We start from the raw sequence: 18,190 nt of genomic DNA, 5'->3' as shown, positions 1-18,190 counted from the left end.
CTGTCAATGTTGTCTTTCCGTGGTCTACGTGTCCGATCGTTCCGATATTTACATGCGGTTTCGTTCTTTCATATTTTTCTCTTGCCATTTCTTTTCTTTCTCCTTATCAAACTTTTATATTCTCTTATTGTACTTTTAAATAGCCTATTTACATCAAATAAATAATACTAAATATTATTAACCATGTCAACGTTTATTAAACAATATTTATTTTATGATATACCTTTTTTCCTTTTTTGATAATGATTTCATTTTCGTTAAAATCTTTCAATGTAATCATTTTATTCACATCGGTTATTTTTATATCATCGACGCTTACTCCGCCTTGTTTTACAAGTCTTCTTCCTTCGCTCTTTGAAGGTATGAGTTCAGCCTTAAGCATTAAATCAAGCAGGGATATACCTTCATTTATTTCTGATTTTTCTATATCGGTAGAAGGCATATTTTCTTTGCTTCCCTTACCTTTAAACAGTGCTGACGCAGCCTCTTTCGCTTTATTTGCTTCATCCTCACCGTGAACAAGTTCGGTAAGTTCGTAAGCTAGGATTTCTTTTGCTTTATTTAGCTCACTGCCTTCCCATTTTTCCATTTTTTCTATCTCTTCCAATGGTAGGAAAGTCAGCATTTTAAGACATTTGATTACATCTTCATCTCCTACATTTCTCCAGTACTGATAAAAATCAAATGGTGAAGTCTTATTTGGATCAAGCCAAACAGCCCCTGACGCCGTCTTTCCCATTTTCTTGCCTTCGGAATTAAGAAGAAGTGTAATTGTCATGGCATAAGCATCCTTGCCCAGCTTCCTCCTTATAAGCTCTGTACCGCCAAGCATATTGCTCCACTGGTCGTCTCCGCCAAACTGCATGTTACAGCCATAATCTTTATACAATCTGTAAAAGTCATAGCTTTGCATTATCATGTAGTTAAACTCAAGGAAACTGAGTCCTTTTTCCATTCTTTGCTTGTAACATTCGAATGTAAGCATTCTGTTAACACTGAAATGAGAACCTATATCTCTGATAAAATCTATATAATTAAGATCCCTAAGCCAGTCTGCATTATTTACCATTAATGCTTTACCCTCGGAAAAATCAATAAACCTGCTCATTTGTTCTTTAAATCTTTCGCAGTTTTCATTTATTGTTTCAACGGTCATCATTTGCCTTAAATCGGTTCTTCCCGACGGATCACCTATCATACCGGTACCGCCGCCAACGAGTGCTATAGGTTTATTACCTGCCATTTGAAGTCTCTTCATTAAACATAATGCCATAAAGTGACCAACGTGAAGACTGTCGGCAGTAGGGTCAAATCCGATATAAAATGTTGCTTTACCGTTATTAATAAGTTCTTTTATTTCTTCTTCATCTGTTACTTGAGCAATGAGTCCTCTTTTAACCAGTTCTTCGTAAACAGTCATCTATTCTCTCTCCTAATTAGTATGCTCTTGCAAAGTATGCAAGTTTATCTGCTTTTTTACCGCAGTATACACAAGTATCACTTCCGATATCTTCTTGCTTAAACGGTACACATCTAAGTGTTGCACCGGTTTCTTCTTTTATTTTTTCTTCACACTCGGTGCATCCGCACCACATAGCCTTGACAAATCCAAGTGATTCACTTTGAACTTTCTTGAATTCATCCATATCTTTGGCTGCTTTTGTATGTTCTTCTCTGTGCTTAAGGGCTTTATTATACATATTAGATTGTATCTCATCCAATAATTCTTTGACTTTATTTTCAACTTCATCTAAGCTTACACTTATTTTTTCAGAAGTATCTCTTCTGGCTATTACACACTGACCGTTTTCAATATCTTTAGGTCCGATTTCAATCCTTACGGGAACACCCTTCATTTCCCACTGATTGAATTTCCATCCCGGTGAATAAGCCTCATTATCATCTAATAATACCCTTAAATCACTTAATTTATTCTTAAGTTCATTAGCTTTATCAAGCACACCTTCCTTATGCTGTGCAATAGGGATTATAACAACTTGAGTAGGTGCGATTTTAGGAGGGAACACAAGACCGTAGTCATCTCCGTGTACCATTATGATCCCTCCGATAAGTCTCGTTGACACACCCCAAGATGTAGAATAAGCATACTGTTCTTTTTCTTCTTTATTTAAGAATTTGATTCCGAATGCCTTTGCAAAGTGGTCAGCTAAATTATGGCTTGTACCGCTTTGAAGAGCTTGACCGTCATGCATCAATGCTTCTATGGTATAAGTAGCATGAGCTCCGGCGAATTTTTCCTTTTCCGACTTTTGACCTACAACTACAGGCATTGCAAGATAATCTTCACATATCTCTCTGTAAATCTCTATCATCTGAAGAGTCTCTTCCTGTGCTTCTTCAAATGTTGCGTGAACGGTATGACCTTCCTGCCATAAAAATTCGCTTGTTCTGAGGAACGGTCTCGTTGTTTTTTCCCATCTTACGACGTTTGCCCATTGATTATATAAAAATGGAAGCTGTCTATAAGACTTCAGCCATTTTGCATACATACTGCATATAATGGTTTCGCTTGTCGGTCTTATGCAAAGCCTTTCCGCAAGTTCGTTTTCTCCCCCATGGGTTACCCAAGCAACTTCGGGAGCAAAACCTTCAACATGTTCTTTTTCTTTATTTAAAAAGCTTTCCGGGATAAGTAGCGGGAAATACATATTTTGATGTCCGGTCTCTTTAAATCTTTTATCAAATGCCGCTTGAATATTTTCCCAAAGTGCATAACCATACGGACGAATAACCATAAATCCCTTAACGGGGGCGTAATCTACCATCTCTGTTTTAGTTATTACATCTGTGTACCAACGAGCAAAGTCTTCACCCATCGGAGTTATAGCTTGAACTTTCTTTTTCTTACCCATTTCTTCTTCTCCTAAATATAATTTTAATCAATTTAATATTATATCATAACTTTATATATTTTTCATATTTATTGGTAAAATAAATAAAAAAAGCTTATCATAATAAGCTTTCAATCATTAAATGCACTATTCCATTTTTCAAGCCTTTTATATAGTTTCTTCTTTACCTTATCATTATCCGATATAGAAATCATTTGATTAAAATAACTATAAAAGGCAGAAGGATAAGATATTTTTTCTTTTTTTACATGTTTTTTCTTTGGTATTACTTCTCTTAATAAATCTTCATATGTAATCAAATGACTATCCCTTGTATATTCATTTTTGGTTATATTATCGAAACATTTTTTAAACAGCTCAAAATCATTGTTTTTTCTAGTGCTTTTAATAAAGTCTATAAAACCATAATTTGCTGCGGGAAATTCTCCAAATAAATAATTTATAAATTCTTCATCTTCTTTTAGCACTGAGGACATACCCTCATAGTAATCATCGGAAAACCAGCAAAGCATACATGAATCCATTTCATCATAATAGTCATCCGCATTCTCATTTACATATGGGAAATAAATACTAAGCCACTTGAAGATTTTAGCACAGTAATACATATCATCTTTTCCAATCGTATAAATAATATTCCACAAATCATCATCACCGTTTAAAGATGACTTTATCTTTACATCATTGAAATAATAAAACAGACCGCTTATCCAAGGCTCTGTTTTTCCTCTCTTTTCAAAACAGTTTTCCAAGCTTATATTTATAGGAATATTGAAAGGCTCATTATTCTCAGGGAGAATAGGTTCTCCTATTTTTATCTTATATTTTATAGAATACTTCATGACTTCACCTTGACTTCTAATTTATTAATATATAATCATTTTAACATATCTAAAATAAATTTTATATGTAAATAAAAAAGGAGAGGACTAAAAGCCCTCTCCTTTTAAAAATTCATCTTCGGTTATATAATCCTTTGCTCTCTGAGGAATTTCGTTAGCCTCAGATTCTATATTCTTATGTTCGTTTTCCACTACGACTTCTTTGACAGTATCGTCATTATAAATAAGTATTTTTTTATCTTCCATTCTTCTTCTCCTTTTTCTTCTATTATGTGCAGATTTTTCTTTTTTTGTTACTGCATTTTTATTATCAGTTTTCTGCTTTTCTTTTAACGTATCTTTGTTATTGTTTAGGTTTTCTTCTTTTAGCTTTTTTCTTTTAAGCCTTTTACCCCGAGCCATATTTATCACCTTATTTTACTTTTTTTACATATGATTTAAGCATATCCAATACTTTATCAAACTGTTTTTGTTCTTCAATGGGAAGCTTTTCTTTATACTCCAGTATCACTCTTGCTTTTTCTTCGTTATTTAGATGTGCAAGATCTCCATGATCTCTCATAAACTCCTGAAACTTAGGTGCATATTCCTGTTCCAAAGCCTCAGCTTTTTCCATAACCCCCTTTTTACTTGCAACATCCTTGAGTTTTTCCACCGAGTCCTCATTGATATTCAGACCGCTTGCCATATTTACCATTTTAGAAATGTCTTTTTCCTTCACTAAATTACCTCCTTATATTTAAATTGAAATAAATAAATTATTTCATCACACAAATACCCCTTGGTGCGTACTATGAACTAGGGGCTTAAAAAATAAAAAAAGCACCTATTAAAATCTATTACTTGGAGGTAACTTATATGTGTAATTTTTTAGATGACTGTTCTTGTGAATGTTTATTGATGTTTTTCCTACTTTTAGTAGTGTTATTTGACGGTTGTGATATCTTCGGCGAAGAAGATTCTTGCAGCTTATTATTCTTCTTCTTATTATTAGTTGTTCTTTTCACTGAATAATTTTAATTTTAAGACTTTGATATAAACGTAAAATATTTTACAAATTTACCCTAGGGAGGTACTTCTTTATGAAAGGCAATTTTTTAGATTGTTTATGTGACGACGATAGTATGATCATACTTATCGTTTTGGCGGTATTATTACTTTTTGGCAGTAACGACGACTGCGGATGCGGCGGCGGATTTCTAAACGGTTTATTCGACGGCAATAATATAATCCTTATTATCTTAGTAGTGTTCTTACTTTTCTGTGACGACGAATGCTAATAAAAAAAGGGGCCTCGGCCCCTTTAATTAAAGGAGATTACAAAAATGGATATATTTAGAAACATATCCCTAAATGAAATACTACTGATATATTTGGTATATAATCTATTTAGTAGTAATGATAACAGCCCATATGTAAAAGCAAATTACACCATAACGGACGGTGAAAACGCCGATGAATCAGACACTTTAGAAAAAGAAAACATCGAACATAAAAAAGCTTTGTTAAATAAGCAGTTATTTAATAGTAATTTTAATATACATAATGCGAGAAAAAGGTTGAAATATGTTGACGAATACTTTTCTCATGCAGAAAGAATAAAAAACAGGGCAGTAGGAATAAAAAAAGACGGAAAAAAGGGAACAAATAAATTCTTAATGGATAATTTGAAGCACGGGCTGGGAGATAATTACAAAAATATAGAATCAATGATAAATATGCTTCCGTTACTTAGCGGAATGAATGAAATGAAAGATATATTTAATGCAAAACCGGCATCAAGCGAAAGAAAAGAAGAAATAAAAGCAGAACATAATGAGAAAAAAGAGCATAACGAAATAATAAAAACAGAAAAAGAGATAAATCATAGAAGAAATCTAAAAGAAGATAAAAGCTATAACGATATTTTAGAACTTGTAGATTTACTATCATAAAAGACATTGTCAATAATCACAATGTCTTTTTTATTATTAAATCAAATATAATAAATATTCGATTTTACTTCGTTATATAATATATTCTTATAATTACCTTGAATATTAAATAAAAAAGTGATTACCATTTCAGCTTTTAATCCCAAATAGTAATCACTGTATAATTATAATTTTATGGAAACAAACGTACCGTCCGAGGCTTCAACATGAACAACTTCCAACCCCTTATTTTCCTTTAAAATATCCATACATTCTTTTACTATCAAGTTAATAGTTTCTTTAGTGACCAGTTCATCATAAGGTTTGGGAGTACCGGCTCTCATTTCCTCAAACATTTTATCCGGTATCATCTTAACTGCAATTCCTGCCATGCCAATGGGAACAGGCAAAGAAAAATGAAAACCTTTTGTTATGATTTTTACTTTCATATTTTATAAAATTTACTTATCAACGAATATTCTCACGGTTGTTCCGTCAGAGGCATCCACATTGATAAGGTCGCCTTCTATTTCATCATCCAAACATTCGCAAACGGCATCCATCATACCGGAAAGGTCAAATCCCTCAAGTTCCTGTTCGGGTATAGGTAATTTCCCTGTCACTTTTAAAATTTTCTTGATTGCACCAACAGGGAATTGTATTTTTACTTTATCTCCGCCGGCACTGCTGTCAACTATAATTCTAAACATCTTTTTGTCATAGCTGCTTTTTACTACTTCATTACGCTGTGTTTGTTCATCTACATTTAAAGCTGACATAAGCTCCGCGCCTTGTTCTGCTGTAATAGTTCCTTCTTCTATCATTTTTAAAATCCTTAATTTTTCGTCCATGATTTAACTCCTTAATTATATTAAATTATTTTAACTGTTCAATTGCTTGTTCAGCTGTTATTTCTCCATTTTCAAGTGCTCTTAATACTTCTTCTTTCTTTGCCGACACTTCATCAATTTCGGTTTCATATCCGAGTTTATTTATTACCGCATCCAATTTTGCACGAACGGTTGGATATGATATACCGAGTTCTTTTTCAACTTCTTTGATATTTCCCCTGCATCTTATAAAAGTTTCCGCAAAATATAAATCTTCATCACAAAGATAATCAAATTTACTGAGCCTGAAACTATTTTCTATTACCGTATCGCAGGAATCGCATTTAAGTCTTGCAACAGTCAGTTCGCTATTACATACCGGACAGCGGCTTATAACTTTATTCATACACTCACGCCCTTTCTCTTTAAAACAAATATAATATAAAATATTAAAAATGTCAACACATATATTAATATTTTTAATTTAATTATTAAATATATTAATTTATATCTTTAAATATTTAATTATTCCAGACTATAACCTCAATCTTTATAATAAAAAGACAGAGTATAAATCTACTCTGCCTTTTTAATCTACTTGTAATCTACAAATATCAAAGGATTTATAACGTCCTTTACATCAGTAGATGTCCTGACTTCAAAATGTAGGTGATGTCCCGTAGTAGAACCCGGATTTTTGTCTTTTAGAGGATCTCCTCCCTCTCTTCCTATCACATCTCCCTGTTTTACTTTCTGCCCCTTTTTAACATACACTTTTGAAAGATGAGCATAGAAAGTATGTATATCATATTTGTGTTTTATCTTTATGTAATTTCCATATCCGCCTTTATCAAGTCCGGTTTCAACTATCGTTCCGTCAGCTGCAGCCTTGATTTTATCATGCCATTTTGCACCGATATCAATCCCCGAATGCATTTTCTTCTTTTTATATATAGGATGTATCCTATAAGAAAAAGGACTGGTTATCGTACCCTCTACAGGCTTTATAAAGCCGCTGGATTCGTTTTTATATTTTGTGATCTTGGAGTTATTATCTGATACTATAAATTCATTATTAAATAAGTAAAACATATCCTGAAATTTAAAGCCATAACCCCAAATAGTTATAAACACAAATATAATATTTAAAATAACAAAAAATAAATTTTTATATAATATTCTGTTTTTCCTATTTAACTTTTTTCTTTTCATCTTTTTAATATATGAGCTTATCCATAAAAATATGAAAATCTGATTATTAAAGAAAAAATACTTTTATATAATATTAAAGCTGATAAGTTATTAATAAATTTTAACGGCATTAAACTTCATTTTAATGCACCGACATCAAAAGTAAATCATGTTAATATTATATTACAGACAAAAAATTTTATTTATTGATATTAAAGTATTAAATATAAAACAATAAAAGCGTAAATTATTTTATTATGTAAATCTACACCATACAATAAATATAAAATAACTTAAATATAATAATTTTAAAATAATAAAAAGGTTCAAAAATCATTAATATTAACTAAAAAAATGAGCTAAATAAATAGCTCATTTTTTTATAGATACTTTTTAAGTTCATAAAAGTTTTTTTCTTCGATTTCAAGAAGTCTCTTTGCAAGTTTTACGACTTCTTTATCGCTGTCTTCATATTCTCTTAATTTCTTTGTTATTTGAACGATGCCCATAGTACTGCCCTGCATAAGCATTCCCGCGATATGCTCTGAAGATTTATCTTTTAATGTTTCCATTTTTATCATTAAATAACTTTGCATTTCAGTAAAGAAGGATAGATCCTTTGCTTCTTTGCCCATTTTTTTCATAATCTTATTTACTTTACTCACAAAGTCGTCATAAGTTTCTTTTTCATAAACAAGTTCATCTCTAAATTTTAGATCTTCATTGATATCAATTAAATCCTCTATGGTTTCACTTCCCATTTTGGCATTTTTAAATATAAACTCCAATAATCTAATACTATTATCCATTTCAATTATCCTTTTTTATTTTATTATTTTAAAAAAGGACTTTTTTTATTCAAAATAATTTCCGTTATATCTGTTTTTTAAATATGATATATTTTCCTCGCTGTCTTCATTGTATGGAATTCCGAAGTAATCAAGTATTCCCTTTGAAATATCTCTGCCATATTCATATACATTATTAATGACAAAATCACTATCCTCAGGATTATCATGAAATGCGATCTCAGCTAATACTGCGGGAGCATTGGTATTCTTAAGTTCATACATACCTTTTCCCCCGAAAGAAAGCCTTCCCTCTTTTACACCTAAATCTTCCGTAGGAGTAAGCGCTTCCAAATAAGGATAAATATCTCTTGCAAGTGCTTCTCCTTCTCCTCCAAAACGATGAGTATAAATTTCCGCTCCTCTCGCTTCTCCGTTAGCCGCATTTGAATGAAGGGCAACATGTACCCTGGGATTTACATTATTAGAATCCTCTACAACTTGTGCCAAAGTCATGCTTGGATTATTCCTCGCAGTCACAAGCCCGTGTCTGTTTAGTTCATACTCAACAACATCCGCGACTTCATTCATTCTTGCTTCTTCGCTTCCGTATCCCTGCTGTCCTAAATTAAAATGCTGAACGGAAGGTGATATATATACATCTACCATAAAATTTCCTCCTAAATTAATAATATTCATAATATAATATGAAAAAAATCATTAATTCGTTAAATTTATAGTATGTTAATCAAAGTAATAACAAAAAATAAAAATAAAAAGGAAAATCATGAGCATTTATATTTTAATACTTTTTATTTTTATATACAGTTTTTTCGGATATATATACGAAACAGCAATAAATATTGTAAACAAAGTCCCGATAAACACTAAAGGATTTTTATATGGTCCGCTAAGACCCATATACGGTTTTGGATGTGCATTAATAATCATAGTATTCTACGATACACATATAGATACTCTTCCTTTATTTTTCCTCGTTGGGCTTCTGGCATGCACCCTGGAATATTTTACTTCTTATTTATTAGAAAAGATATTCAATAAACATTATTGGGACTATTCCGATAATTTGTTTAATATTAACGGCAGAGTATGTTTGCTGGGCTTTACTGTATTTGGGCTATTTGGAGTAATCCTCGTTAATTTCATACATCCTAACTTAGTTGAACTGGTTTATGATAATTTTTCAAACAGATCGATTATCTACGCGGTGTATACTATGACCGGGATATTAATGATAGACATAGGGATGAGCCTATATAATCTTTATCATTAAAAGAGTAAATTAAAAACTTACTCTTTTTTTTATTTTATATTATTATGATTTCTTTTTATTTGATAATTCATTTATTCTAACATTTTATTAAAACTAATAAACAAATTATGATAAAATATCTTCTATACCAAGTTTTTATTATACTTAAAAACAAAATAAATATTATTTTAGGAGACATATAATGGATAAAATAAAAATAAGGTTTGCAGAAGAAAATGACAGCAATGAAATTTTAGATATATATACTCCATATATATTGAATACACCGATAACATTCGAATATGACAGACCCGATGAGGAAGAATTTAAAAATAGGATTATTGAAACAAAAAAGAAATATCCATATTTGGTATGTACAATAAACGATAAAATAATAGGATATGCTTATGCAAGTCAATATAAAAACAGAAAAGCATATGATTATACTGCCGAAATATCCATATATATAAAAGATGGATATAAAGGTAAACATATAGGAAAAAATTTATATATGGCTCTTATAGATATATTAAAATTACAAAACCTTAAAATTTTATATGCTTGTATAACAGTTCATCCTACGCTTAAAAGCAGTGATTTCCACAATAAATTAGGCTTCAAAGAAATAGGCTTTTTTAAAAACAGCGGCTTTAAAGAAGGCAAATGGTACGATACAGCTTGGTACAGTTTGGAGATAGGAGATTTTGAACCCACTCCGGAAGAATTAATACGTATTGGCAAAATAAATAAGGAAAAAATAAATAAAATATTTGAGAAATATGAAGAAGCAATAAACGAACAACTATTTAGAAATTTATCTAAATAGTTGTTGACTTTCCACCGTAACAGTAATATAATCTATTTAGAAAATTTTCTAAATAGATTATAAGGAGATGATTATATGAGTTTCGGGGATACTCTTAAAGCACTGTCGGATCCAATAAGAAGAGATATACTTACAATGCTTAAATGTGGAAGGATGTCCGCGGGAGATATATCCGATAAGTTTGATATGACGAATGCAACTGTATCATATCACCTGTCGAAGCTAAAAGATGCAGGACTTATATACGAAACGAAATATAAAAATTTTATATACTATGACATAAATACTTCGGTATTTGAAGAATTGATGTTATGGCTATCCCAGTTCGGCGGAGGAGAAGAAAATGAAAAAGATAAATAAGGAACTTATAGTATCAACAATAGCGTGCTTCATACCTATGGTCATCGCACTTTTATTTTATAACAAATTACCCGAGCAGGTCCCTACCCATTTTGGTTGGAATGGTGAAGCAAACGGATATTCATCAAAAGTATTTTTCACTTTTGTAATGCCTTTATTATTCATGGCACTGCACCTATTTGTAAATATCGTTATCCAAAATGATCCTAAAAGAGCAAACTCTCCCAAGATAATGTTTTCCCTTGTAAGATGGCTCATTCCTGTTTTAATGACTATAGTTACAGGATTATCTATAGCTGCTGCACTTAATGTTAATATCAATGTTTCTACATGGATATTGTGTTTTATCGGTATACTATTTATAGTTATCGGTAATTATCTTCCAAAGTGCAAACAAAACTATACTATAGGTATAAAACTGCCTTGGACACTTAACAGTGAAGAAAACTGGAACAAGACACATAGGCTCGGTGGTATAGTATTTGTATTATTCGGATTGATACAAATAGCGGGTGCATTCTTTAATTTTGGCGGACTCATTACCATGATTACGATTTTTGCAGTTTTATTAATCCCAATGATGTATTCCTTCATTCTATACAAAAAAGGAATTTAATAAATAAAAAGAGAGCGGAGTATCCGCTCTCTTTTTATCTATGCAGCTTGACATTTATTTTATGTAACTTAGAATACATCATATTGAATAAATAGATAGTTTATAGTATTCTGCAATCTAAGGAGGATAGGACATTGAAAATAACAGTTGAACATATCAAAGAAGGTGAAAATGAGATAATCCTAAAGTGTAAAAATTTAGATGAAGAAATGCTTGAGATACTTGAGCTTCTAAAGGAGCGAAGCTTTAAGATACCCGCAAAGACCGATGAAGGTATATATATGACAGAGCCGAATGAAATATACTACATTGAAACTATTGAGGGGAAAACATTTATATACACAAAAGACAATGTGATGGAAATAAATTATTCTTTAATGGAATTGGAGACGAAATATATGTCATTTGGATTTACAAGGATAAATAAGTCCCAAATAGTAAACATTTATTATATAAAAAGTCTTAAAGCATTAATTAATTCAAAGATAAAACTTACGCTTAAAAGCGATGAACAATTAATAGTATCGAGACATTATAATTTCAGACTTAAAGAAAGCCTTGGAATTTTGAAAGGAGAAAATTAAAATGAAAAATAATAACAGAAGAAAAGAACTTATGTTTTTATACAATGCAAAATCCATGACAGGCATTTACTTCAGTACATTTGTACTCTTTTATTTAGTACTGAGTGCTTTATCAAACGGTATTTCAAATTCATCGCTTGATTTTATGACCGCTTTTCAAATGCTGATATGTGCTGCATTAATAGGATTTTCTCAGGAAATAATCGTACCTGAAGATAAAATATCAGGAAAAAGAGCAATGATATGGGGCATATTGATGTTAATAATCACCATCGGATTTTGTGAGTTATTTGGCTGGTTCAGTCAAGTAAAAATATGGTGCAAGATCTTATTCTACTTAGTAGTTTTAATATCAATATTTGTAGTTTGGCTGGCTTTGGAAATAAAAGCCAAATATGACACCAAAGAATTAAATGCTGCGCTTAAAAAGTTCCAGAGTAAATAAAAAACAAAGGGCGCAAAATCTGCCGAAGGCAGGCGTAGTGCCCCTTGTTTTAAACCATAATTATATATACTTTAATTTATCTTCATCCTTTAAAATATATTTATATGCAGCATATGCAAATGCATTTTCATTATTTGTCCTCGGAAGAACTATATCAGCCACTTCTTTTGTTTTATTATCGCTGTTTTTAACCGCAATTCCATACTTTGAAATGTCAAACATATATGTATCTACTTCCTGATCTCCGATACTTGCAACTTCATCCTTTGTTATACCATATTCGTCCATAATTACTTTAAGTCCGTTTGCTTTATTTAGTCCGTCGGGCATATAACTTACACACTCTCCGTAAGGTCTTGCGGTGGTATATACTCCCTTAGGGGCAAGCGCTCTCAAATGAGGTACATCTTCCTCATTTTCTCTTACAACCGCTACCCTGCAGCATTTCTCAAGAGATAAAGTATCTCCTTCACGGGCTTTCTTTAAAGTATGAAATCTTTCAATATGACGTATTAATTTGTCGTCTGCATTCTCATACATAATCCCATTTTCATGATAACAGAAGAACCCCCTGTTTTCAGCTCTTAACTCTTTTATGAAATTTTCGTATGAACTTCTTTCAAATGTAGATATAAGTTTATTTTCACCTTTTACATCAAGTATCAAAGCGCCGTTGATTGCAACATGTTTAAAATTTTCAAGTCCCAAATCATGTATATGTTCTCTCATAAGAACTTCTGTTCTTCCGGAGTTTAATACTACTTTTACTCCCGCATCAACGAGGTTTTTTACCGCAATTATATTTTCCTTTGACATATTATCGTTTTTATCTAAAAATGTATCATCTAAATCTACCGCAAATAATTTTATCATTTTTTCCTCCGCAAAATTCTTATAGCCACAGCATAAAGCTATGGCTATTATATATAATTTAAATATATTTTTCTACTATATTTCTTTTAATTTTTCTTCGTCTTTTAATATGTATTTATAAATCGCATACGCAACACCATTTTCATTGTGACTTCTTGGAAGTACAACGTCCGCAGCTTCCCTTGCAAAATCATCACAGTTGCTTACCGCAAAAGACATTCCGCAGGCATTGAACATATCGATATCGCTTTCCTGATCCCCGATACAAGCCACTTCTTCAGGCAAAATATTATAATCTTCAAGTATAGGTTTAAGTCCTGAAAATTTATTGAGCCCTATTGGCATATAATCAAGTATCCCGCTATTGGCAGTTGAATATAATCCTTCGGGACAGATACTTCTTACATATTTAAGCTCTTCTTCATCACCGTAATATGTATTTACTCTCGGACATTCGGGAATTGTCATTACATCTCCCTTGATAAGAGCTTTGCTTGAATGGAAATATTCCACCTGCGGTCTTAATTTATCTACATGCTCATACATAAGCCCGCCGTCACAGTAGCAGAAAAATTCTCTGTTTTCTCTTCTGAGCCTTTCTATCAAAGCAACATATGTATCATGGTCTATAGCCTTTACGAATTTATTCTTATTCGTATAATCCATTAAAAGAGCTCCGTTTACTCCGACATGTTTATACTTTTCAAGCCCGAGTTCATAAATCATATCTTTCATAGTAGGTTCGCTTCGTCCCGAATCAAGGACTATTTTAACCCCTGTGGCTTCCAAATCTTTAATAGCTTTTTTATCTTCGTTTGAAATAATATTTCCGTCTCTTAGAAGTGTATGGTCTAAATCCACAGCCAATAATTTTATCATAGTTTTTCTCCTAAAAAATATTTTTCTATAACATAACTGATAGCGTCTTCTTCGTTTGTCTTATCGATTACTATTTTCGCAGCTTCTTTAGCTTCCTCTACAGCATTTTTTACCGCTATACCAAGAGGTGCTTCTCTAAGCATTTGAAGGTCATTACCTCCGTCTCCGATACAAACTATTTTTTCTTCATCTATACCAAATTCTTCGGCGAGTCTCTTCGCTCCCTTATACTTTCCTTCTCCTCTTAAAGAAAATATAACAAAGCCGTTTCCCTCTCCGGTTTCTATCACATCGCTCGACCATGAACGCATTAAAGCTCTCTCTTCTTCATTATTTATAATTCCGTATATCAAGAATATCCCCTCTACATCATAAGGTGTATATTCAATATCTATCATCGGATAACCTTTGATGTATTTATCCATTACTTTGGCTAATTTAAAGCTATGGTTATGATATATCCCCTCAGGCGTAAATACATTTGCTTCTATGTTATTCTCTTCTAATAAATCGAGGATCCGGATAATTTCATTTTTAGGCAAAAATCCGGAAAACTTTGCGTACCCGTCAAGGTCAAAAATACAAAGCCCGTTATGAGCCAGATGTTTTTGGTCTTCAAGACCGACCATTTTTATTACATCGACCATCGTAGGTTCGGCTCTTCCGCTGGCAAGGGCGACTTTGCCGCCCTTTTCGATTAAAGTCCTGAGTGCCTTTTTATTCTTTTCTGATATGGTTCCATCATCTTTTAAAAGTGTATCATCCAAGTCGGTTACTAAAAGCTCATACTTCAAAGTCTATTCCCCCAATATGTATTTATCTATAACATATGCCACTGCATCGTCATTGCAGCTTTGTTCTAAAACCACATCCGCAATTTCCTTGACATCATCGGTCGCATTAGCTACGGCAATACCAAGCCCTGCGCCTTTTATATTTGTATAGTCATTTTCCTGATCTCCCATTACAATGACTTCATCCATAGAAATACCAAGTTCTTTTGCAATTTCTTCAGTACCTTTTATCTTTGTAACCTCATATGGCATCATATCAAAAAAATGAGGATCCGGAATGACCCCGCTCATTTCATTTTCCTTTTCAAGCCCCTTTACGAATTCATACTCTTCATCATCGTTAAAATATGTACTTATTTTATATACACCCTCGACATCTTTTATATCACCTATCCTGGCTTTAGTCACAGGGAAATAGATATCTATACTCTTAGCAATATCATCACTTCCCTCTTCATATATAAAATCAAGGTCTTCGCTTGAAAATACTCCGCATTCAATTCCTTTTTCCTTTAATTTATCAACCAAATTCAAATAAAAATCTCTGTTAAAAGTCTTTATTATCTTTCTATCATTACCTTTAAATATACCCGCGCCGTTATCCGAAATATGATAATTATCCTCTATACCTATCATTTTAGCATAATGAAGCACATCTATGGCAGGTCTTCCGCTTGCCAAAGAAACCATTACGCCTTTATCTTTACATTTCCTTATAGCCTCTACGTTCTTTTGGGAAACACTCTTATCTGTACAAAGCAGAGTATTATCTACATCCATAACAATCAATTTATATTTCATTATGCTCTCCTTATGTTATTTCTAAGCGGGGAAATGCCCCGCAATTTTTCCTGAGATATTCATGTATAATATAAATAAACACTTATATTTTAAATACTTGAAAGATTTTTATATGCTTTCTTACTTAATTATAAATATATACTTATATTATTTTTTATTTAATTATGTAAATTTTAAAGCATATACTCGTGAATCAAATGATATAGCCCGTCTTCATCATTAGTATATGGAAGAACTACATCTGCTACATTTTTTAGTCTGTCTACAGCATTCTTCATTGCAATACCAAGCCCCACATTCCCGACTATCTGCATATCATTTTCCTGATCTCCCACAGCAATGATTTCTTTTGTAGATATACCCATTTCCTTCGCTATTCTTAAAGCTCCGCTCCACTTTGATACACCTCGGGGTGATAGATCTATAAAATATTCCCCGGCAATATCCGCTCTTATATCGCTGTGAAGTCTCTCCATTTCTCTGTGTAAGAATATATGGTCGACATTCTTATAAGAAGAACTTATTTTAAATACATTTTTAAGATTTCTTACATCCGTCTCAACAAAATCTATTGAAGTATCGGGATTTATTTCTCTGCACCTATGTACAAATTCTTCGCTGGTTTTATCATAAAAAGACCCTGCATGATCACTGGTCATAACAACAAAGGGAATATCGTTATATCTAAGTATATCAACTATCCTTTTAAAGAAATTTTCTTCAAAGTGAGCGACCACTTCTTCTTCTCCCTCTCTGAAAATCGTAAGACCGCCGTTTGCAATATTAAAATTATTCTGACATCCAAGCTGTCTGGCAAACTTTATCGCATCTACATAGAGCCTGCCACTGCCCACACTTATAAATTTACCTCTCTTTTGAAGTTCGTGAACCGCTTCAAGATTTTTTTTACTGATTTCACTATTACTGTTTAACATAGTCCCGTCTAAATCAGTAATCAGTAGTTTATAATCCATAAACTCCTCCTTAAAATATATTTTAAACGAACTTTATATTTAAATATCAATATAGTCAAAATATAAAAAACCTACTAAAAATCATTATATTTCTTTTAATTATATTTAATAATCTATTTCAAACTTAATTACCTTTTATAATTTTACTATAGAAACATTACTATTGTCAAATAATAACAACTTAAATTACAAAAGATTATAAAATATTTTGAAAATTTAGAATTTATATCTATTGAGTATTTTACTTAAGTAAAGTATAATTGATTTTAATCTGAAAAAAGGAGAGATTAAATGAAAAACGTAACATTAATTTATGGCGACGGCATCGGCAAGGAAGTAATGTCAAGTGCGGTCGAAGTAATAAAGGCAACTGGAGCCGATATAAATTTTGAAGAAGAGATTGCTGGGCTTGAAGCAGTAGAAAAATACGGAGAACCTCTTCCTAAAAAGGTAATAGACAGTATAAAGAAAAATAAAGTAGCTCTAAAAGGTCCGGTTACCACCCCCGTAGGAAAAGGGTTCAGAAGCGTAAATGTAACTTTAAGAAAAGAACTCAATCTATATGCAAATGTAAGACCAGTTAAAACTTACGAAGGTCTTAAAAACCGCTATGAAGATATAGATCTTGTAATAATAAGGGAAAATACTGAAGGACTTTATGCAGGAATTGAAAAGGAAATAGAAGGCGGAGCAGAAACGACAAGGCTTATAACAAAAGAGGCAAGCAAAAGAATTTCCACATATGCTTTCGAACTTGCAAGAAGAGAAAACAGAAAAATGGTAACGGCTTTACATAAGGCAAATATATGTAAACTGACAGACAGAGTATTCTTGGATGCAGTAAATGAAGTACATAAGGATTATACGGAAATCGAACTTAATGACTTAATAATAGATGCAGCGTGTATGAACCTTGTTATGTATCCGGAAAAATATGACGTGCTTTTGGCTACAAATCTATTCGGAGATATCGTAAGTGATTTATGTGCGGGTTTAATTGGAGGTCTTGGACTTACCACAGGTTCGAATATTGGTGAAGACGGAGCAATATTTGAAGCGGTCCATGGTTCCGCACCGGATATTGCGGGAAAAAATATCGCTAACCCTACCGCATGTATTTTGGCAGGCGCAAAAATGCTTAATTATATAGGTTACAAAAAAGAAGCCAAAAAAATCGAAAATGCAATAGAAAGTTTGATCAAAGAAGGTAAATACCTAACAAAAGACCTGGGAGGCAGTCTGGGAACTAAGGAATTTACAAAGAAAGTAATTGAAAAAATATAAATATTTATATTTTATTTATATGATTATCTAAAATAAATTTTATA

26 protein-coding genes are annotated in these 18,190 nt (G+C 32.1%); 9 read left to right on the top strand and 17 right to left on the bottom strand.

Annotation, left to right across the window (positions count from 1 at the left end; translation table 11 throughout):
- The 6 genes from Q0516_RS01740 to Q0516_RS01715 all read right to left on the bottom strand — a co-directional run.
- Positions 1-88: GTP-binding protein (locus tag Q0516_RS01740; protein ID WP_294465629.1), on the bottom strand; the 88-nt coding region annotated here is incomplete at its 3' end.
- A gap of 108 nt (positions 89-196) precedes the next feature.
- A complete protein-coding gene (gene tyrS / locus Q0516_RS01735; protein WP_294468719.1) occupies positions 197-1,420 on the bottom strand; it encodes a tyrosine--tRNA ligase in 1,224 nt (407 codons plus the stop codon).
- 16 nt (positions 1,421-1,436) lie between these two features.
- On the bottom strand, positions 1,437-2,873 hold the full coding sequence (gene proS, locus Q0516_RS01730) for a proline--tRNA ligase (RefSeq protein WP_257480768.1): 1,437 nt from the start codon (positions 2,871-2,873) through the stop codon (positions 1,437-1,439).
- A 110-nt stretch (positions 2,874-2,983) separates the two neighbouring features.
- On the bottom strand, positions 2,984-3,715 hold the full coding sequence (locus tag Q0516_RS01725; protein WP_294468718.1) for a hypothetical protein: 732 nt from the start codon (positions 3,713-3,715) through the stop codon (positions 2,984-2,986).
- A gap of 87 nt (positions 3,716-3,802) precedes the next feature.
- The gene (locus tag Q0516_RS01720) at positions 3,803-4,117 is read right to left on the bottom strand and encodes a hypothetical protein (RefSeq protein WP_294468715.1); all 315 of its coding nucleotides are present in this window, start codon (positions 4,115-4,117) and stop codon (positions 3,803-3,805) included.
- 10 nt (positions 4,118-4,127) lie between these two features.
- Positions 4,128-4,436, bottom strand: a complete 309-nt coding sequence (locus Q0516_RS01715; RefSeq protein WP_294468714.1) for a hypothetical protein — start codon at positions 4,434-4,436, stop codon at positions 4,128-4,130.
- A 361-nt stretch (positions 4,437-4,797) separates the two neighbouring features.
- Between Q0516_RS01715 and Q0516_RS01710 the strand changes: the two genes are divergently transcribed.
- Both Q0516_RS01710 and Q0516_RS01705 read left to right on the top strand, forming a co-directional pair.
- On the top strand, positions 4,798-4,995 hold the full coding sequence (locus tag Q0516_RS01710) for a hypothetical protein (protein ID WP_257480763.1): 198 nt from the start codon (positions 4,798-4,800) through the stop codon (positions 4,993-4,995).
- A 45-nt stretch (positions 4,996-5,040) separates the two neighbouring features.
- A complete protein-coding gene (locus Q0516_RS01705) occupies positions 5,041-5,649 on the top strand; it encodes a hypothetical protein (protein ID WP_257480762.1) in 609 nt (202 codons plus the stop codon).
- A gap of 164 nt (positions 5,650-5,813) precedes the next feature.
- Here the strand turns inward: Q0516_RS01705 and Q0516_RS01700 are convergent, their stop codons facing one another.
- The 6 genes from Q0516_RS01700 to Q0516_RS01675 form a co-directional block, all read right to left on the bottom strand.
- A complete protein-coding gene (locus tag Q0516_RS01700) occupies positions 5,814-6,077 on the bottom strand; it encodes a hypothetical protein (RefSeq protein WP_257480761.1) in 264 nt (87 codons plus the stop codon).
- A 12-nt stretch (positions 6,078-6,089) separates the two neighbouring features.
- Positions 6,090-6,479 carry a hypothetical protein gene (locus Q0516_RS01695; protein WP_257480760.1) on the bottom strand — a complete coding sequence of 130 codons (390 nt, stop codon included), beginning with the start codon at positions 6,477-6,479 and terminating at the stop codon, positions 6,090-6,092.
- Positions 6,480-6,504: 25 nt separating this feature from the next.
- On the bottom strand, positions 6,505-6,864 hold the full coding sequence (locus Q0516_RS01690; RefSeq protein WP_294468710.1) for a DUF2089 domain-containing protein: 360 nt from the start codon (positions 6,862-6,864) through the stop codon (positions 6,505-6,507).
- A gap of 188 nt (positions 6,865-7,052) precedes the next feature.
- On the bottom strand, positions 7,053-7,550 hold the full coding sequence (locus Q0516_RS01685; protein ID WP_294468709.1) for a M23 family metallopeptidase: 498 nt from the start codon (positions 7,548-7,550) through the stop codon (positions 7,053-7,055).
- Between the two features lie 479 nt (positions 7,551-8,029).
- Positions 8,030-8,458 carry a hypothetical protein gene (locus Q0516_RS01680; RefSeq protein WP_294468706.1) on the bottom strand — a complete coding sequence of 143 codons (429 nt, stop codon included), beginning with the start codon at positions 8,456-8,458 and terminating at the stop codon, positions 8,030-8,032.
- Positions 8,459-8,503: 45 nt separating this feature from the next.
- Positions 8,504-9,106 carry an N-acetylmuramoyl-L-alanine amidase gene (locus Q0516_RS01675; protein ID WP_257480756.1) on the bottom strand — a complete coding sequence of 201 codons (603 nt, stop codon included), beginning with the start codon at positions 9,104-9,106 and terminating at the stop codon, positions 8,504-8,506.
- Between the two features lie 118 nt (positions 9,107-9,224).
- On the opposite strand from Q0516_RS01675, the gene Q0516_RS01670 reads away from it, so the two are divergent.
- The 6 genes from Q0516_RS01670 to Q0516_RS01645 all read left to right on the top strand — a co-directional run bounded on the left by Q0516_RS01670 (position 9,225) and on the right by Q0516_RS01645 (position 12,541).
- Positions 9,225-9,731 carry a putative ABC transporter permease gene (locus Q0516_RS01670; protein ID WP_294468702.1) on the top strand — a complete coding sequence of 169 codons (507 nt, stop codon included), beginning with the start codon at positions 9,225-9,227 and terminating at the stop codon, positions 9,729-9,731.
- A 181-nt stretch (positions 9,732-9,912) separates the two neighbouring features.
- On the top strand, positions 9,913-10,536 hold the full coding sequence (locus tag Q0516_RS01665) for a GNAT family N-acetyltransferase (protein WP_257480752.1): 624 nt from the start codon (positions 9,913-9,915) through the stop codon (positions 10,534-10,536).
- A 75-nt stretch (positions 10,537-10,611) separates the two neighbouring features.
- Positions 10,612-10,896: an autorepressor SdpR family transcription factor gene (locus Q0516_RS01660; RefSeq protein WP_294468701.1), complete on the top strand. Its 285-nt coding sequence runs from the start codon at positions 10,612-10,614 to the stop codon at positions 10,894-10,896.
- Positions 10,880-11,512, top strand: coding sequence for an SdpI family protein (locus Q0516_RS01655; RefSeq protein WP_294468699.1), 633 nt, complete (start codon positions 10,880-10,882; stop codon positions 11,510-11,512). The genes Q0516_RS01660 and Q0516_RS01655 overlap by 17 nt, the downstream gene beginning before the upstream one ends.
- Positions 11,513-11,646: 134 nt before the next feature.
- The gene (locus tag Q0516_RS01650; protein ID WP_294468698.1) at positions 11,647-12,096 is read left to right on the top strand and encodes a LytTR family DNA-binding domain-containing protein; all 450 of its coding nucleotides are present in this window, start codon (positions 11,647-11,649) and stop codon (positions 12,094-12,096) included.
- Between the two features lies 1 nt (position 12,097).
- Positions 12,098-12,541: a hypothetical protein gene (locus tag Q0516_RS01645; RefSeq protein ID WP_257480748.1), complete on the top strand. Its 444-nt coding sequence runs from the start codon at positions 12,098-12,100 to the stop codon at positions 12,539-12,541.
- Between the two features lie 60 nt (positions 12,542-12,601).
- Here the strand turns inward: Q0516_RS01645 and Q0516_RS01640 are convergent, their stop codons facing one another.
- The 5 genes from Q0516_RS01640 to Q0516_RS01620 all read right to left on the bottom strand — a co-directional run bounded on the left by Q0516_RS01640 (position 12,602) and on the right by Q0516_RS01620 (position 16,862).
- Entirely contained in the window at positions 12,602-13,414 is an 813-nt protein-coding gene (locus Q0516_RS01640) for an HAD-IIB family hydrolase (RefSeq protein WP_294468695.1), read from the bottom strand.
- Positions 13,415-13,489: 75 nt separating this feature from the next.
- Positions 13,490-14,293, bottom strand: coding sequence for an HAD family hydrolase (locus tag Q0516_RS01635; RefSeq protein ID WP_294468693.1), 804 nt, complete (start codon positions 14,291-14,293; stop codon positions 13,490-13,492).
- Positions 14,290-15,087, bottom strand: a complete 798-nt coding sequence (locus Q0516_RS01630) for an HAD hydrolase family protein (protein ID WP_294468690.1) — start codon at positions 15,085-15,087, stop codon at positions 14,290-14,292. Before Q0516_RS01630 ends, Q0516_RS01635 begins: the two co-directional genes overlap by 4 nt.
- A gap of 3 nt (positions 15,088-15,090) precedes the next feature.
- Positions 15,091-15,888, bottom strand: a complete 798-nt coding sequence (locus Q0516_RS01625; RefSeq protein ID WP_294468688.1) for a Cof-type HAD-IIB family hydrolase — start codon at positions 15,886-15,888, stop codon at positions 15,091-15,093.
- Between the two features lie 173 nt (positions 15,889-16,061).
- Positions 16,062-16,862 carry an HAD family hydrolase gene (locus Q0516_RS01620; protein WP_294468686.1) on the bottom strand — a complete coding sequence of 267 codons (801 nt, stop codon included), beginning with the start codon at positions 16,860-16,862 and terminating at the stop codon, positions 16,062-16,064.
- Positions 16,863-17,153: 291 nt separating this feature from the next.
- Between Q0516_RS01620 and Q0516_RS01615 the strand changes: the two genes are divergently transcribed.
- A complete protein-coding gene (locus Q0516_RS01615) occupies positions 17,154-18,146 on the top strand; it encodes an isocitrate/isopropylmalate dehydrogenase family protein (protein WP_294468684.1) in 993 nt (330 codons plus the stop codon).
- Positions 18,147-18,190 lie beyond the last annotated feature (44 nt).

The organism is uncultured Anaerofustis sp., assembly GCF_938029165.1.
Lineage (GTDB): Bacteria > Bacillota > Clostridia > Eubacteriales > Anaerofustaceae > Anaerofustis.
Note: the sequence above shows the minus strand (reverse complement) of the source record. Positions and strands in the feature narration are given on the sequence as shown.

Excerpts from the sequence above, each read along its gene's own strand:
- tyrS (WP_294468719.1), bottom strand. The coding sequence starts at position 1,420 with ATGACTGTTTACGAAGAACTGGTTAAAAGAGGACTCATTGCTCAAGTA.
- proS (WP_257480768.1), bottom strand. The coding sequence starts at position 2,873 with ATGGGTAAGAAAAAGAAAGTTCAAGCTATAACTCCGATGGGTGAAGAC.
- Q0516_RS01725 (WP_294468718.1), bottom strand. The coding sequence starts at position 3,715 with ATGAAGTATTCTATAAAATATAAGATAAAAATAGGAGAACCTATTCTC.
- Q0516_RS01720 (WP_294468715.1), bottom strand. The coding sequence starts at position 4,117 with ATGGCTCGGGGTAAAAGGCTTAAAAGAAAAAAGCTAAAAGAAGAAAAC.
- Q0516_RS01710 (WP_257480763.1), top strand. The coding sequence starts at position 4,798 with ATGAAAGGCAATTTTTTAGATTGTTTATGTGACGACGATAGTATGATC.
- Q0516_RS01705 (WP_257480762.1), top strand. The coding sequence starts at position 5,041 with ATGGATATATTTAGAAACATATCCCTAAATGAAATACTACTGATATAT.
- Q0516_RS01700 (WP_257480761.1), bottom strand. The coding sequence starts at position 6,077 with ATGAAAGTAAAAATCATAACAAAAGGTTTTCATTTTTCTTTGCCTGTT.
- Q0516_RS01695 (WP_257480760.1), bottom strand. The coding sequence starts at position 6,479 with ATGGACGAAAAATTAAGGATTTTAAAAATGATAGAAGAAGGAACTATT.
- Q0516_RS01690 (WP_294468710.1), bottom strand. The coding sequence starts at position 6,864 with ATGAATAAAGTTATAAGCCGCTGTCCGGTATGTAATAGCGAACTGACT.
- Q0516_RS01685 (WP_294468709.1), bottom strand. The coding sequence starts at position 7,550 with ATGTTTTACTTATTTAATAATGAATTTATAGTATCAGATAATAACTCC.
- Q0516_RS01680 (WP_294468706.1), bottom strand. The coding sequence starts at position 8,458 with ATGGATAATAGTATTAGATTATTGGAGTTTATATTTAAAAATGCCAAA.
- Q0516_RS01675 (WP_257480756.1), bottom strand. The coding sequence starts at position 9,106 with ATGGTAGATGTATATATATCACCTTCCGTTCAGCATTTTAATTTAGGA.
- Q0516_RS01670 (WP_294468702.1), top strand. The coding sequence starts at position 9,225 with ATGAGCATTTATATTTTAATACTTTTTATTTTTATATACAGTTTTTTC.
- Q0516_RS01665 (WP_257480752.1), top strand. The coding sequence starts at position 9,913 with ATGGATAAAATAAAAATAAGGTTTGCAGAAGAAAATGACAGCAATGAA.
- Q0516_RS01660 (WP_294468701.1), top strand. The coding sequence starts at position 10,612 with ATGAGTTTCGGGGATACTCTTAAAGCACTGTCGGATCCAATAAGAAGA.
- Q0516_RS01655 (WP_294468699.1), top strand. The coding sequence starts at position 10,880 with ATGAAAAAGATAAATAAGGAACTTATAGTATCAACAATAGCGTGCTTC.
- Q0516_RS01645 (WP_257480748.1), top strand. The coding sequence starts at position 12,098 with ATGAAAAATAATAACAGAAGAAAAGAACTTATGTTTTTATACAATGCA.
- Q0516_RS01640 (WP_294468695.1), bottom strand. The coding sequence starts at position 13,414 with ATGATAAAATTATTTGCGGTAGATTTAGATGATACATTTTTAGATAAA.
- Q0516_RS01635 (WP_294468693.1), bottom strand. The coding sequence starts at position 14,293 with ATGATAAAATTATTGGCTGTGGATTTAGACCATACACTTCTAAGAGAC.
- Q0516_RS01625 (WP_294468688.1), bottom strand. The coding sequence starts at position 15,888 with ATGAAATATAAATTGATTGTTATGGATGTAGATAATACTCTGCTTTGT.
- Q0516_RS01620 (WP_294468686.1), bottom strand. The coding sequence starts at position 16,862 with ATGGATTATAAACTACTGATTACTGATTTAGACGGGACTATGTTAAAC.
- Q0516_RS01615 (WP_294468684.1), top strand. The coding sequence starts at position 17,154 with ATGAAAAACGTAACATTAATTTATGGCGACGGCATCGGCAAGGAAGTA.